General features: G+C 36.6%; 19 protein-coding genes, 2 tRNA genes and 1 other RNA gene. 6 read left to right on the top strand and 16 right to left on the bottom strand.

The genetic code is table 11. The features are described from left to right. Positions 1–375 precede the first annotated feature (375 nt). The 16 genes from A1D25_RS03195 to gloA2 form a co-directional block, all read right to left on the bottom strand. Positions 376–738 carry a helix-turn-helix domain-containing protein gene (locus A1D25_RS03195; protein WP_157394256.1) on the bottom strand — a complete coding sequence of 121 codons (363 nt, stop codon included), beginning with the start codon at positions 736–738 and terminating at the stop codon, positions 376–378. A gap of 9 nt (positions 739–747) precedes the next feature. Continuing rightward, a complete protein-coding gene (locus tag A1D25_RS03190; protein WP_157394255.1) occupies positions 748–1,047 on the bottom strand; it encodes a type II toxin-antitoxin system HigB family toxin in 300 nt (99 codons plus the stop codon). A gap of 953 nt (positions 1,048–2,000) precedes the next feature. Then, a complete protein-coding gene (locus A1D25_RS03185; protein ID WP_157394254.1) occupies positions 2,001–2,432 on the bottom strand; it encodes an ArsR family transcriptional regulator in 432 nt (143 codons plus the stop codon). Between the two features lie 60 nt (positions 2,433–2,492). After that, positions 2,493–2,678 (bottom strand): hypothetical protein, encoded by a 186-nt coding sequence (locus A1D25_RS03180; RefSeq protein ID WP_157394253.1) that lies wholly within the window; start codon positions 2,676–2,678, stop codon positions 2,493–2,495. Between the two features lie 39 nt (positions 2,679–2,717). Next, positions 2,718–2,987, bottom strand: coding sequence for a helix-turn-helix domain-containing protein (locus tag A1D25_RS03175; protein WP_157394252.1), 270 nt, complete (start codon positions 2,985–2,987; stop codon positions 2,718–2,720). Continuing rightward, a complete protein-coding gene (locus tag A1D25_RS03170) occupies positions 2,974–3,375 on the bottom strand; it encodes a terminase small subunit (RefSeq protein ID WP_157394251.1) in 402 nt (133 codons plus the stop codon). The genes A1D25_RS03175 and A1D25_RS03170 overlap by 14 nt, the downstream gene beginning before the upstream one ends. A 14-nt stretch (positions 3,376–3,389) precedes the next feature. After that, complete coding sequence (locus A1D25_RS03165) at positions 3,390–3,629, bottom strand: hypothetical protein (protein ID WP_157394250.1); 240 nt, start codon at positions 3,627–3,629, stop codon at positions 3,390–3,392. 31 nt (positions 3,630–3,660) lie between these two features. Next, positions 3,661–3,867 carry a helix-turn-helix transcriptional regulator gene (locus tag A1D25_RS03160; protein WP_157394249.1) on the bottom strand — a complete coding sequence of 69 codons (207 nt, stop codon included), beginning with the start codon at positions 3,865–3,867 and terminating at the stop codon, positions 3,661–3,663. Between the two features lie 191 nt (positions 3,868–4,058). Then, positions 4,059–5,105, bottom strand: a complete 1,047-nt coding sequence (locus tag A1D25_RS03155; RefSeq protein ID WP_157394248.1) for a hypothetical protein — start codon at positions 5,103–5,105, stop codon at positions 4,059–4,061. A gap of 39 nt (positions 5,106–5,144) precedes the next feature. Then, on the bottom strand, positions 5,145–6,401 hold the full coding sequence (locus tag A1D25_RS03150; RefSeq protein WP_157394247.1) for an integrase arm-type DNA-binding domain-containing protein: 1,257 nt from the start codon (positions 6,399–6,401) through the stop codon (positions 5,145–5,147). Positions 6,402–6,734: 333 nt separating this feature from the next. Then, positions 6,735–7,101, bottom strand: a transfer-messenger RNA (tmRNA) gene (gene ssrA, locus A1D25_RS03145). Between the two features lie 84 nt (positions 7,102–7,185). Continuing rightward, positions 7,186–8,511 (bottom strand): HslU--HslV peptidase ATPase subunit, encoded by a 1,326-nt coding sequence (gene hslU / locus A1D25_RS03140; RefSeq protein ID WP_205420574.1) that lies wholly within the window; start codon positions 8,509–8,511, stop codon positions 7,186–7,188. A gap of 40 nt (positions 8,512–8,551) precedes the next feature. Beyond that, complete coding sequence (hslV, locus tag A1D25_RS03135; RefSeq protein WP_157394245.1) at positions 8,552–9,073, bottom strand: ATP-dependent protease subunit HslV; 522 nt, start codon at positions 9,071–9,073, stop codon at positions 8,552–8,554. Positions 9,074–9,233: 160 nt separating this feature from the next. Continuing rightward, positions 9,234–9,422, bottom strand: a complete 189-nt coding sequence (locus A1D25_RS03130) for a YqaE/Pmp3 family membrane protein (protein WP_157394244.1) — start codon at positions 9,420–9,422, stop codon at positions 9,234–9,236. Positions 9,423–9,455: 33 nt separating this feature from the next. After that, complete coding sequence (sfsA, locus tag A1D25_RS03125; RefSeq protein WP_157394243.1) at positions 9,456–10,202, bottom strand: DNA/RNA nuclease SfsA; 747 nt, start codon at positions 10,200–10,202, stop codon at positions 9,456–9,458. 3 nt (positions 10,203–10,205) lie between these two features. After that, a complete protein-coding gene (gloA2, locus tag A1D25_RS03120) occupies positions 10,206–10,595 on the bottom strand; it encodes an SMU1112c/YaeR family gloxylase I-like metalloprotein (protein WP_157394242.1) in 390 nt (129 codons plus the stop codon). 121 nt (positions 10,596–10,716) lie between these two features. Between gloA2 and mutY the strand changes: the two genes are divergently transcribed. The 6 genes from mutY (at position 10,717) to map (ending at position 14,449) form a co-directional block, all read left to right on the top strand. Then, on the top strand, positions 10,717–11,853 hold the full coding sequence (mutY, locus tag A1D25_RS03115; protein ID WP_157394257.1) for an A/G-specific adenine glycosylase: 1,137 nt from the start codon (positions 10,717–10,719) through the stop codon (positions 11,851–11,853). Then, complete coding sequence (locus A1D25_RS03110; protein ID WP_157394241.1) at positions 11,831–12,103, top strand: oxidative damage protection protein; 273 nt, start codon at positions 11,831–11,833, stop codon at positions 12,101–12,103. Before mutY ends, A1D25_RS03110 begins: the two co-directional genes overlap by 23 nt. 13 nt (positions 12,104–12,116) lie before the next feature. Continuing rightward, positions 12,117–13,211, top strand: coding sequence for a membrane-bound lytic murein transglycosylase MltC (gene mltC, locus A1D25_RS03105; protein WP_157394240.1), 1,095 nt, complete (start codon positions 12,117–12,119; stop codon positions 13,209–13,211). A gap of 124 nt (positions 13,212–13,335) precedes the next feature. Then, positions 13,336–13,411: transfer RNA gene (locus tag A1D25_RS03100), tRNA-Phe, on the top strand. A 19-nt stretch (positions 13,412–13,430) separates the two neighbouring features. Next, a tRNA-Asn gene (locus tag A1D25_RS03095) sits at positions 13,431–13,506 on the top strand. Positions 13,507–13,642: 136 nt separating this feature from the next. Continuing rightward, on the top strand, positions 13,643–14,449 hold the full coding sequence (gene map / locus A1D25_RS03090; RefSeq protein WP_157394239.1) for a type I methionyl aminopeptidase: 807 nt from the start codon (positions 13,643–13,645) through the stop codon (positions 14,447–14,449). The last annotated feature ends 209 nt before the right edge of the window (positions 14,450–14,658 follow it).

The raw sequence follows: 14,658 nt of genomic DNA, 5'->3' as shown, positions 1-14,658 counted from the left end.
AACGACAAATAGGCTTGAAGGATTATTTAGTGAACTAAAACGAAAATTAAATAATCACAATGGATTAAGCAAAAAACGTAAGGTTATGTTTATAAAGGATTTTTTGAATAAGAAAAGCAATTAACGATCAAAAATATAATGGAGATCCCACACTTTTGTCCACTTGAAAAGAAAATGGACAAAAATCCCACATTTTTGTCCATTACGCCGGGTTTTGTCATTTCATAAATCAACCGTATAACTAAAATCAAAAGTCATACCCTAAAACGTCTATGTTTTAATCTACTCTACCAGTAACAAAATTTGCTAAAAATAAGGGCGATTTCTCGCCCTGTGGTGTGTGATAGCTTATAACGTGAGTTAGCTCGGCTTGCATTAAATAGCTTGTATTAAAACATCAGCCCCAATCCCTAGATTTTTATGAATGTTCCTAATCATATTTAGCGACAAAGGTCTTTTTTTATTTAAGATTTCATAAACTCGGTTGGTTTTGCCTATAATTGGCTCTAAATCTTTGATAGTTAGCTCTTCTTGTTCCATTCTAAATTTAATCGCTTGGATAGGGTCGGGCAAATCAACGTGATAATGCTTGCTTTCGTAGTTCTCAATAAGCGTGATCATTACCTCAAAATAATCTAGCTCATTACCTGTTAGCTCTTCTTCCTTGTCGAAATATGGCTCTATCGCTTTTAATGCCTGTTTATAATCTTGTTCTGTTCTAATTGGTTTAATGTTCATAATGCCACCTTATAACTCTACATTATCCGCATTAATGCGGTCATATTCTGCGTGCGTGCCGATAAACTTGATATATACCGCTCCCAACCTAAAAGCAACCGCTACAATTAGCCTATGCTCATTTCCTTTGATATTAAAAACAACTCGTCTATTTTTGAGAATGCTCGCATTTTTATATTGGGATTTGATGTCGTGTGCGGTTTGCCAGTTCGCTTTTTTCACTTCAGCAATCCAAGCCTTTAAAGGTTGTTCGGTCTCTGGATGCTGTTGGTAATAATTGACTAAAGTCGATATAGCGATAATTCTCATATTGAAAGTTACTTAATGAAGAATAATCCGATTATATCCCATTTTGGGATTATATCAATATAAAGAAAATCCTTTTTGTAGCATATCCACCACCAAAAGCTGGGCAACCGCATACTTTTTTCTTTGTTCTTCATTTTTGCCATTGTTGGCTGTGTGTGGTGAATTGGTATTTTAAAATGTAGTGTAAACGTATAACTAAAATCATCAGTTTATTTCGGTCAGGATTAGACAATAAAAAAGCCTTGAAAGGTTGATTTTCAAGGCTTCATCGGTCTATTTCGGTCAGGATTGTTTATCAATTTGGTGGCTGGGGACATCTGAATTAGCGTCATTAAATCCTTATATAATAATGGTTTTATTAATTCAGACTTTCTTACATACTACCAAATGTACTACCATCATTTTTTCTGTTAAGTAATAACGTGCTGCATTTTCTATATTTTCTGAAAAGTTGCTATGCGTAAAAATTGAATGGGGCGGGCGGTTCTTTTGATGTTCGTTCAGATTAAAAGGTACTCCTAACGAGTAGGGCTTGCCACGGGGTAGCGGACGCACGGTAAACGGCAATTTTTCAACGTTCTAAGCATCATCAACGAATTTTAGCTTTAAAGAAACGCATAGCTATTCAGTGATAAATGTTGAATGATGATGACTGCCAACCGCCAAATAAACGACAACCAAAAGGGGAAAGAGGGTAATCAAATCTCTAGAGTCTTTAGAACGAGAAACCGCCCCTAGAACTCAATTTTTACAACCGCGAAATTAAAATTTTCTGTAAATTTCGATTTTTTGATAGTTAAATTTTAACGTAGGTATAGTTAAATTCTAACGCTGTCAGGTGATTTTTTCATTTTCAATAGCGTTAAATTCTAACTACCTTATTATAATTATAGCCATATATATTAGTTTTTATTTGTGAAACAGATAAAAAATAGGGTTTTAAGTGTGGGCGGTCAATTTTGGGTTTTCCAACTGTCTAAAGGTCTAAAAGTTTCTTTCACAATATCCACGTTATTTTTTGTTATGGTGTTGAGTTTGAAGCAAGTCAAAGCATAAAGCGTACACTGATTTTTTCCGCCTTGCCTTGTGATGATTAAAAAGTTTTTATCTACTAATTCGTCAAGAGCTAGTTTTAAGGTTCTAGGCGATAATCCAAAAATTTCTTTAGCTCTATTTTGCGGTGCTGATAAATCTCCATTGTTATAACCGTTATATTTCGCAAGTAAAACGACCAATACCGCTTTTGCTGCAATAGATAACGCCATAAATTCGGAGCTGTTGATCAAGTCGTGTCGTAATGGTGTGAATGAATTGCCATTCAGTGATTTTCTCAACTCTGCTTTTTTGCTACTTTCTCGTCCTTTTGTTTTTGCGTAACTTGCCATATAATGCACCTGTTTCGATTTTAGATTTAGCCCACTGTTTAGCTTGCCAGTGGGCTTTTTTTATTGATTACTGTTCAGCTTATTTTGAAATTTAAGCAGTTCACCATAAGCAAGATCTAAAATTTCATCTCTCGCTAATCTCTTGCCTTTTTGTGTTACATAGCCCGATTTATAGATACCAATATCAAATAGGCTGATAATATCGTCTAAATCGTTCTTCAATGCGTTGTTCTCATCACTTTTCATTGTCTATTACCTAAATTAAAAAACTTCTCTAAATTAATTTTAGAGCGGTTTATTGTGGTGGGCGGTTTTATCAGGTTCATTAATCAGCGTGTAAACGCCTATACGGTGTTTTACGCCTGCACTATCTAATTCATCTCTGAAAGTTGTTGCAATTTCATAGCCACGTTTTCTTAGCTCCTGTACTCTTGGTGCTGGTGAACAAATACCAAACTCTTCACGGAATTGAATAGTGGATTTACTACCGCCACGCAATGCCGACAAAATGGCAATACGTTGCGTTTCTTTACTAGTGTTTTTAATCACGTTCATCTAATTTCTCCATTTGCTTGTCTAATTGTTGATTAAGTTTTTCTAGTTTGCCTAAGCCTAAAATTCGGACTTTCTCTGCGGTTGCTCTAACCATTCCTTGAACATCTTTTTTAGCGTGAGCTGTCATTCTTGCTTGTTCCAGTTCAAATAAAATGCGGTCAAGGTTGATAAAACTTGATACAGAAATTTGAGCTTTTATCTCATCAATCCTTTTGGCAATCTTCGGGTTATTCAAAAGTGAGCTTGCTTCTGAATAAGTCCAATCCTTTTTAGTATCTAGGCTATAAACATCATAGGCTTTGATGTAAGCAGTGTGAGCATTGCCAGTTTCGATATATTTCCAGCAGAAATTTTCTTGTTTTGGGGTTAATTTATGCGGTTTTCCCATTGGTTCTCCTCCATTTATTTTGTTAATTTCGGTATATAGTGATTAGTTTTGGGTTTTCGGGCGTACTCATAAACAGTTATAGGCTGTTTGTGGATTGTGATAGATTGATACTTTTCAAAATCTAAGCCTTGTTTGCGTAAGCCTTTGAGTATTTGCCCTTTGTGTGAAAACTCCGCTAATCTCCGCATTTCAGCTTCTGCAGTTATGCCAGTAACCACATAAAAGGCTTTTATTTTTCGTTTTGGTTTATTCATTACGGTTTTCTTGTCTGCTGATAAACATTGACTAACGGCTATTTGCTAAGCTCAAAATGTAGGCATTGATTTCACTTTCTAAATAACCGACTGAATTAGCACCTAATTGAATTTTTTTAGGGAAGTCAGGGCGATAACGTTTTGTTTTTGGGTTTTGCCAGTCGGCAAAGGTAGATTTACCAATACCAAGCAATGCAATAGCTTCTTTTCTGCGGATAATTCGATCAGATTGGTTCATTTTGATTTTCTCCAGTTGATAAATGCTTAAAGGTTCTGAATGGTTAGCGTTGCAACTGGTGGGAATTGTGTAGAAATAAATTAAATAGATCATCGCACGCGAAAACGTTTTTTCGTCTGCGAAAATAACATATTGATTTGAAAGGAATTTAGGGAATAAAAAACGCCCTTTAGATTTGGGCGTTTGGTTGGTTATTCAGATTTTAGCTTTTTGTTGGCTTGAGAAAAATAATCTTCAATTTTTCTTTGCTCTAAACCTTGAATGGTTTTATTTTTGTTTTGGCGTTGCTGTAAAATCTCATTAATGATAGTTGATTGCGTCCATTTTCTATTTTTTGATTTAACCGCACTTAGAACTTCACCTAGTAAGTAAAGGGCGTTATCAAAATTTAGGTCTTTTTCGCTTTCCCCAATAAATTTTAAAAGGTCATCTTTAAAAATTATCAAGTCATCAATGGATATTGTATTTAATGTAGCTTGCTCATATTCATCATCAGGCAAGTAATCAAATACATCTAAATCCATATCAAATGAAAGAAAAGATTTTATTTTGCTATTCGTAAAATCAACACTTTCAAACACAAATTTCTCAAAATCATAGTTCAGTAAGCTTTCATTTTTCTGAATGATTGGTTTTAATTTGTTTAATGTATAATGATCAAGGTAAGAAAAGCCCTTAAAGGATAATTCCCCGTATTTCGCCCACGATATTTTTTCATATCTTTTATCTTCTGATATTTTTGTTTCTAGCTTTACTTCCTTCTTGATTTCTTCGAAATTTTTAGATTGTAGATCTTTCACATAAGCTATAACTTGGCTTTCATCTTCGCAACTTAATTTCTCTATATGATCTTTTATGGAAAGATAATTATTAGTTTGTTCCGTGAATGGTAAATCTATATGAATATCTACATAGCCATCATTAAACCAACACATTTGCTTATGTAAATGTGATTTAGGATTTGCCCAAATAGGATAATCTGTGGTGTGTAAAATAGGACTTTCGAAATGACATAAACGCATATTTTTACAGTCTTGATTTCCTATTGTCATCAATCTAGAATTAAAGACTTTAATATATATGCCTATTTTCAAATGGCCTGTAATGGCATATTCTAATAAATCTTCCCTTGTTAATTGTTCACCTGTTCTGTTTTTAATGAAGTTAATAGCTTGATTTAGGCTGTATCTTTCTAGTAATGGCAAAGCCATAAAATCCCCCATTTCAATTTTAGACATTTACAAGCGGTCAAATTCCGCCAATTTTTTACTAATTTACTAAACCGCAATCTTTAAATGATATTGCGGCAAAGCACCCTGTGAACATTCTTCTACAAAATCCGCCCATACTTGAAGAAGTTTAAAGCGTTGTTCTAAACGTTCGCCCCTGTCATAAGCGGCTTTGATACGATCACTATTCATATGCGATAAGGCGACTTCTATCAATTCGCTGTTATAACCTTTTTCATTCAAATAAGTGCTAGCAATACTTCTTAAGCCGTGAGCGACTAATTTGCCTTGATAGCCCATTCTTTTAATAGCTGCATTGGCTGTCTGTGTATTGACGTGAGTTTGTGGATATTTCACATTTGGGAATAAGTAAGTTTTGCCGCTACTGAGTTTTTTAATTTCTCGCAAAAGTGCCATTGCTTGACGTGATAACGTGATTTTATGAGCTATACCACGTTTCATATTTTCAGCTGGAATAGTCCATAATCGATTTTGTTCGTCTATATCTTCATAACGTGCTTTGGCGGCTTCATTCGGGCGTGTCATTGTCAGTAACTGCCACAAAATTAAATAACGTGTGCGTAAATTGATTTGGGCGTGATTGAGCGTGTACATAAATTCGGGTAAATCTTCGGGTTGAATAGTCTTGAAATGCTCAACAGTCGGACTATCAAACTCTTTTGATATATTGGCGGTTGGATTAAATGTAATTAAATCCCTATGTAATGCAAACGTCATAATTTCGTTATGTTTTTGAATGGTGCGTTTGAGTTTTTCTAGCGTGCCTTCGTCTTGATACTGTTTAAAGGCTTTCAGTGCCATTGGTGCGGTAATTTGGGTAATGGGTAGGCTACCAAAATGCGGCAATAGACAACGTTTGATCAAACTTGCCACATCTTTTTTATAGTTATCTGAAAAATTCTTTTTCGTTTGACGATACTCGAACCACGCCCACGCTATCGCTTCATAGGTATTATTGATTTCATCTATTTTTGATTGCTTAATGCTTTGGCGGTGTTCATTCGGGTCAATATCTTGGGCCAACAAACTACGATACTGATTTCTTAATTCTCTCGCTTGAGCAAGTGAGACATCGGGATAAGCTCCTAAACTCATTTCTGTGCGTTTCTTAGTAAGTGGTTTGTAATAGTTAAACCGCCACAATTTTGAACCGCTGACTTTAACCAGTAAATACAAGCCGTTGCCGTCTTGAAGTTTATTATCGGTTAAATTACCTTGTTCATCGGCTTTGGGTTTTGCTGTGTCAATCTTACGATTATTCAGTAAATTGGTAGGACGCGTCATAGAAAAACTCTCAAATTTGGTAGTATCTTTGGTAGTACGAGCAATTTTTTAAAAGGGTACAATCTGCCAAAAATCAGCTATTTTTTCAGGACGATGGTTCAGACTTTCAAGCCTAAAATATAGCAAAAAATCCTGTAAAGCCTTATGCCTCAAGGGGTTTGCTAATTTTGGTAGTACGCTATTTTTGCTACTCGGTAAGATACTACCAAACGTACTACCAAAAAACAAGGATTTGAGCGGTTTTTATTGGAACGCTTAGGAATGAAAATTCACTCTAAAGCTAGTGTTTTCAAGGGGTTTAAGGTTTCTAAAAATCCCCTTTGGAATGGTTTTTGGTGGAGCTGGGGGGATTTGAACCCCCGTCCGAAATTACTCTACCTTCAGTACTACACGTTTAGTCTAGTCTTTAATTTCATTTATTCCCTGCGGACAGACACGCTAAGAATAAACTAGCTTGATTCAATTTAGTGTTTCGATCTCCAAGCCGAAGCGTCCACACGGTCTCGTTTGGGTTTGACTCCGCTTTATCCCCGTCTTACGAGCGAAAGCTAGGGAGCGAAGGCTAAATGCAGGTTATTAAGCTGCTAAAGCGTATTGTTCGTCGTTTGCGACTATTATTTTGCGGTTTGTTTACGAGGCCTACCGCACCTCGACGTGCACCTTGGGCTTCGCTAATCCCGTCGAATCCAGAATCAGCCCCAAAAAGTTGTCAGATTCTAAAGGAAAGCGGGTAGATTTGCAAAGTTTTTTGCATAACCAACCGCTTTCTCTCTAGAAAGATGGCTTAAAGAATAAAGCGACTTAAATCTTCATTTTCTACAACATCATTTAAGGCATTTTTCACATAGCTTTCGTCAATAGTGATTTTCTCACCTGAGCGATCGCTTGCGTTAAATGAAATATCGTCCATTAAACGTTCTAATACAGTATGTAAGCGTCTTGCACCAATATTTTCAGTCTTTTCATTTACTCTAAATGCCGACTCAGCAATGCAGCTAATACCATCTTGGGTAAACTCAATATCCACACCTTCTGTTTTCATTAGTTCACGATACTGTAAAGTTAATGACGCATTTGGCTCGGTAAGAATACGCTCAAAATCTGCTTTATTGAGTGATTTGAGTTCGACACGAATAGGTAAACGACCTTGTAATTCAGGTAATAAATCTGATGGACGTGCCACTTGGAATGCTCCAGAACAGATAAAAAGAATATGGTCAGTTTTTACCATTCCGTGTTTAGTATTGACAGTCGAGCCTTCAATAATCGGTAGTAAATCACGTTGAACACCTTCACGCGAAACATCGCCACCACTGTGTTCACTCTTTTTACAAATTTTGTCGATTTCATCAATAAAGACAATGCCGTGCTGTTCAACGGCTTCAATCGCTTGCTGTTTTAGTTCATCTTGATTGACTAATTTCGCTGCTTCTTCATCAATTAAAATTTTAAACGCATCTTTAATTTTCATTTTGCGTTTTTTGGTTTTACTTGGTGACATTCCTTCAAATAGAGATTGTAGCTGTGAAGTCATTTCTTCCATTCCTGGTGGTGTCATAATTTCAACACTTACAGGTGAAGAAATGTCAATCTCAATCTCTTTATCGTCAAGTTGTCCCTCACGCAATTTTTTGCGGAAAATCTGGCGTGTAGAGCTATTATCAGCTTCTTGAACATTACCCCATTGATCTTTCGCTGGTGGCAATAAAATATCTAAAACTCTATCTTCCGCCGCTTCTTCTGCACGAAAGCGGTTCTTTTCTACGGCTTGCTGACGCACTAATTTAACCGCAACATCGGTGAGATCGCGAATAATGGAATCAACTTCCTTACCAACATAGCCAACTTCAGTAAATTTGGTTGCTTCAACTTTGATAAATGGAGCATTTGCTAATTTAGCTAAACGGCGTGCAATTTCAGTTTTACCGACACCTGTTGGACCAATCATCAAAATATTTTTAGGGGTCACTTCTTGGCGAAGCTCTTCTGGTAATTGCATTCTTCTCCAACGATTACGCAATGCAATAGCAACGGCACGTTTTGCTTCGTGTTGTCCGATAATGTGTGCATCAAGTTCAGATACGATTTCACGAGGGGTCATTGACATAATTATGTATTCCTTTTTTCTCTTAATTCAAAGAGAACTTATTTTAAACTTCTTCGATAACGTGATTATGATTGCTGTAAATATCAATATCACCAGCCACTTTTAGAGCTTCAGCCACAATTTCTTTGGCAGAAAGATTATTTTCTGTGCGTAATAAAGCTAATGCGGCAGATTTTGCATAATTGCCGCCAGAGCCGATAGCTAGAACATCATATTCTGGCTCAATCACATCACCGCTACCTGAAACAAGCAAAAACTCACTCTCATTTGCGACAATCATCATCGCTTCTAAACGGCGTAAAGCTCGATCAGAACGCCACTCTTTTGCTAGCTCCACGGCGGATTTCACTAGGTGCCCTTGGTGTAATTCAAGTTTTTTCTCAAATAAATCACGCAAAATAAAAGCATCAGCTGTTGAACCTGCAAAGCCTGTTACAACTTTATCTTTATACATTCGGCGAACTTTACGCACAGTACCTTTTTCAATGCAATTACCTAATGTAGCTTGTCCGTCTCCGCCAATAGCTACTTTACCATTACGGCGAACGCATACGATTGTTGTCATTTAAATTCCTTGATTTTGTGAAAACTGCGTCTGTATTTGAGGGTAAAAAATGAAAGTTCAAGGGAGGAGGAATGATTTTCTACGAGATTAGTTATACAAGCGGTTAGATTTCTGCTGTTTTTTGCAAATTCAGCAAGCAAATTAACCGCTTAAAAACAAGTTATTTTCCTAATCTTTCGTTAATTTGTTTTGTGGTGTTGTATTGAGAAAGTGCATAAACAGCCCAAATAGTTGCAGGTAGCCAGCCAATTAAGGTGATTTGTAAAATCAGACATAAGATTCCTGAAAATGGGCGACCAATAGTAAAAAAGGTTAGCCAAGGTAGTAAAAATGCAATCAATAAACGCATAACATATCCTCATAATAAGTAAGTGTAAGATAATTATACTGCTTGTTTTTTGTATAATAAACAATCTCTATTATAAAAAGATTTTCTCAATTCCAATGCAATGGGTCTTTGATTTTCGATAATAATCTGTGCTTTATAACACAGCATTTTGACGTTACTATCTAGTGCTTTTTCAAACAATTGAGCATATTTAGGATCGATTTGTCGTGCCACTTCAAAGGTATTTATGCCCGTATGCAAAATAGCGAAGAAAATCACCGCTTGTTGCCCTTGTTGAGCAATTTGGGTTAGCTCACGCAGATGTTTTTGTCCACGTTCGGTTTTCGCATCGGGGAATATTCCTATTCCATTATTGGTTAATAGCGTGGTTGATTTTACTTCGATATAACAATCGGGCATTCCGTCATTTTTGAGTAAAAAATCAATTCGACTATTTTCTTCACCATATTTTTGCTCGGGGAAAATGTGTTGGTAATCAGCCAACTCATTTATCCACTTATTTTCAAGTGCTTCTGCAACAAGTTGATTGGCTCGCTGAGTATTCACACAGATAAAATCACCTGTATGGGTTTCCGTTAGCTCCCAAGTATGAGCATATTTTCGTTTGGGATTATCCGATGTCGAAAACCATACTCGATCCCCCTGATTCGCACAACCTGTCATCGCACCTGTATTCGGGCAATGTAGAGTAATTTGCTCGCCAGTTGGGAGTTGTACATCAGCTAAAAATCGTTTGTAACGTCTCAGTAAAATACCACAAGAAAGTGGGGGAAATTTCATTGGTTAAATCTCGTAAAATTCTAAAGGTAAGTCATCAGGATCTCGGAAAAAAGTAAAACGCTTACCCGTTACTTCATCTATTCTTATTCCTTCGTGAATAATTGCATTTTTTTCTAAAAATCTAATCGCTTGCTCTAAATTTTCTACTTGGAAAGCGAGATGGCGTAATCCGCAATTTTCAGGTTGAGTGGCTCGTGGAGGAGAGCTTGGAAAACTAAATAGCTCAATTTGAGAACCATCGGAAAATGCTATATCCAATTTGTAGCTATCACGCTCTATTCGGTATGTTTCATTGATAATAGTTGCACCTAAAATTTCGGTATAAAAGCGTTTAGAACGTGTGTAATCGGAGGCGATAATAGCAATATGATGAAAACCAATAATCGGGGACATTTTTTATCCTTATTTTTCGCAAAGTTTTGCAAAATATCTGTTAAATCTGACCGCTTGCGGTAGTATGTAGAACCAATATCTAATCGAATAATACGATCAAATGGATTGTAAAGAGAATTTAGTGAAAAGCAAATCGCAATTTCCATTAGCTCAAGCAAGTACAAATGACGATTTTGCTCAAGCCGTTTTGACTTGGTTTGAGCAATATGGTCGTAAACATTTGCCTTGGCAACAGCAGAAAACGTTATATGGGGTTTGGTTGTCTGAAGTGATGTTGCAACAAACTCAAGTAGCAACTGTTATCCCTTACTTTGAACGATTTATTCAGCGATTTCCAACAGTACAAGCTCTCGCCGATGCTTCTATTGATGAAGTGCTACATTTATGGACGGGGCTTGGTTATTACGCACGAGCAAGAAATCTGCATAAAGCGGCACAAACTATTCGCGATCAATATCAGGGGGAATTTCCAACAGATTTTGAGAATGTTTTTGCCCTTTCTGGCGTTGGACGAAGTACTGCTGGGGCAATTTTATCTTCGGTACTTGATGCTCCCTATCCTATTTTAGATGGCAATGTGAAAAGGGTTCTTTCTCGCTATTTTGCCGTTGAAGGCTGGGCAGGTGGAAAAATTGTAGAAAATCAGCTATGGCAACTCAGTGCTTCAGTAACGCCGAACAAGCGAGTTGCGGATTTTAATCAAGCAATGATGGATTTAGGAGCGATGATTTGTGTACGTTCCAAGCCAAAATGTACACTTTGCCCACTGCAAAAAAACTGTGAAACTGACCGCTTGCAAGCGTGGACAGATTTTCCTGCAAAAAAACCGAAAAAAGCATTACCTGAACGAACAAGCTATTTTTTAGTCTTAAAAAAAGGGGCAAAAGTATTATTAGAAAAACGTGAATCAAAGGGGATTTGGGGTGGATTATTTGCATTTCCGCAATTTGATTCTTTAACAGAATTAAAGCGGTCAATTTCTGCCAAAAATTTGCAAATTTCACAACATTTAATTGCTTTTCGCCACACATTCAGTCATTTTCATTTAGATATTTACCCTATTTTAGTAGATATAGAACAAAGTGTTTTGCAAGAAGATCAAGGAAACTATTATCCGTCAGTATCTTCAAATAAAGAATGTTGGTATGATCTGCAACAACCTAGTGAAATAGGCTTAGCAACACCTGTTAAGCGTATTTTAGATGAATTAAGCATAACGAATAAAGGAAGTAATAATGGCTCGTACAGTCTTTTGTGAATATTTAAAACAAGATGCCGAAGGGTTAGATTTTCAGCTTTACCCTGGTGAAGTTGGAAAACGTATTTTTGATTCTATTAGTAAACAAGCGTGGGCTGAGTGGATCAAAAAGCAGACAATGCTAGTTAATGAAAGAAAACTGAATATGATGAATCCTGAACATCGTAAGCAGTTAGAAAGTGAGATGATCAGCTTTTTATTTGAAGGAAAAGAGGTTCATATCGAAGGTTATGTACCTGTTGAGAAATAATACGAGTTTGATTATGAGAAAATTTAAAAAATATTTGCCTTTGCTTGCCGTAATTCCTTTTTTAGCATCTTGTGGTAGTAGCACTAAAAAACCGCAGAAAGGGACAAAATCTAGACCAGACTACACTAAAGATACGAACGGTTTAGATATTCTAGCAGGGCAATTTTCACGCAATATCGATCATATTTGGGGAGTAAATGAACTCTTAGTCGCAAGCCGTAAAGATTATGTGAAATATACTGATAAATACTATACCCGTAGTCATATTAGTTTTGAAGATGGACAAATTACAATTGAAACATTGGCAGATCAAAACCGCTTGCGTAACTCCATTATTCATACTTTGTTAATGGGTTCAGATGCAACAGGAATCGATCTTTTTGCTTCTGGAGATGTGCCTATTAGCCATAATCCATTTCTTGCAGGGCAAGTCGTAGATAATTTTGGACGAGCAGTAACTAACGTAGCAATTGCTAACGATTTTGCTACCTATTTAATTCAAAATAAACTTAAAACTCGCCGTTTGCAGAATGGGCATACTGTGACCTATGTTAGTATCCCAATGGTTGATAACCATGTTGAAGTGCGTGCAAGACGTTATGTACCTATAGTAAGAAAAATGTCAAAACAATATGGCATTGAGATGAGTTTAATTCTTGGTATTATGGAAGTTGAATCCTCTTTTAATCCATATGCTGTAAGTTATGCTAATGCAATAGGTCTAATGCAAGTTGTTCCTCGTACCGCAGGTCGTGATATTTTTGCTCGTAAAGGGTTTGGTGGGCAACCAGATCGTGATTATTTATACAACCCTGTACAAAATATTGATGCGGGTACGATGTATTTAACCATTTTGCGAGATGAATACTTAAATGGACTAACTAATCCAGTATCAAAACGTTATGCGATGATTTCTGCGTATAATAGTGGTGCTGGAGCTGTATTGAGAGTGTTTAATCGGGATAAGTGGACAGCAATGGATCGTATCAATAATTTACAACCTGATGCGGTATTTCGTATTTTAACCACAGCTCATCCTTCATCACAGGCAAGAAATTACTTATTAAAAGTGAATAAAGCTCAACAAAAATACAGAAATGTAAGATAAGTTGTTGTTTTTTAAACAAATCGCATAAAAAGCAAGCCATCAAACGTTTTTTTCGTATTTTTTGAAAAAAACGTTTGACGAAGGGGGCGGAAATCAGCATAATGCACCCCGCAAACGACGAGATGCCTCGATAGCTCAGTCGGTAGAGCAGGGGATTGAAAATCCCCGTGTCGGTGGTTCGATTCCGCCTCGAGGCACCATTAAGATTGCAAAACCTTTTCCTCCTTAGTTCAGTCGGTAGAACGGTGGACTGTTAATCCATATGTCGCAGGTTCGAGTCCCGCAGGAGGAGCCATATTCAGAAACCCTGATGAGAAATCATCGGGGTTTTGTTTTTTCAGAGCTTATATTCTACAGTTTAAGGATGAAAAACTGGCAAGCAGTATCAGATTTTGTTACTATCAGCAAAAATATACCTAGTAGAGTTAATAATGAAAAATATTCCAATCCGAACAGAGCAAGAGATAGAAAAATTACGCCTAGCTTGTCAGTTAGCGTCCGATGTTCTTGTGATGATCGAACCTTATGTAAAAGAAGGGGTTACAACAGGCGAGCTTGATCGTATTTGCCACGAATATATCGAAAAAGTTCAACAAGCTATTCCCGCCTGCTTAGGCTATCACGGATACCCTAAAGCAACCTGTATTTCACTCAATGAAGTTGTTTGTCACGGTATCCCAAGCGATGATAAAAAGTTAAAAAAAGGTGATATTCTCAACATTGATGTTACTGTCATTAAAGAGGGTTATTTTGGCGATAACTCCAAAATGTATGTGGTGGGTGAACCAAGTATTCGAGATAAGCGTTTAATTGAAGTAACACAAGAATCACTCTACAAAGCATTACGAATTGTAAAACCAGGGATTCGCTTAAATCAAATCGGTAAAACGATTCAACAATATGTGGAAAAAGAAGGTTTCTCAGTGGTTCGAGAATACTGCGGACACGGCATTGGAGATGAATTCCATTGTGATCCACAAGTTCTACACTATTTTAGTGATGATAGCGGCGTAATTTTACAAGAAGGAATGGTTTTCACGATTGAACCGATGATCAACGCAGGCAAAAAAGAAGTTCGTTTGATGAATGACGGTTGGACGGTTAAAACGAAAGACCGTAGCCACTCTGCACAGTTTGAGCATCAAATTGTAGTCACTAAAGACGGCTGTGAAATAATGACAATTCGTGAAGAGGAAATTGCCGAAAATAAAATTCAAAGAATAATGAAAAACTTGTAAAAGTATAATAAACAAAATTAGGTGTAATGGACAAACATGTGGGATTTCATTATTGCAAGATAATTTATCTGCTATGCTTTTTATTGGCGTAATGGACAAAAATGTGGGATTTTTGTCCATTTTCTTTTCAAGTGGACAAAAGTATGGGATCTCCATTATATTTTTGATCGTTAATTGCTTTTCTTATTCAAAAAATCCTTTATAAACAT

The organism is Ursidibacter arcticus (assembly GCF_009761375.1).
GTDB classification, from domain to species: Bacteria; Pseudomonadota; Gammaproteobacteria; order Enterobacterales; family Pasteurellaceae; genus Ursidibacter; species Ursidibacter arcticus.
Note: the sequence above shows the minus strand (reverse complement) of the source record. Positions and strands in the feature narration are given on the sequence as shown.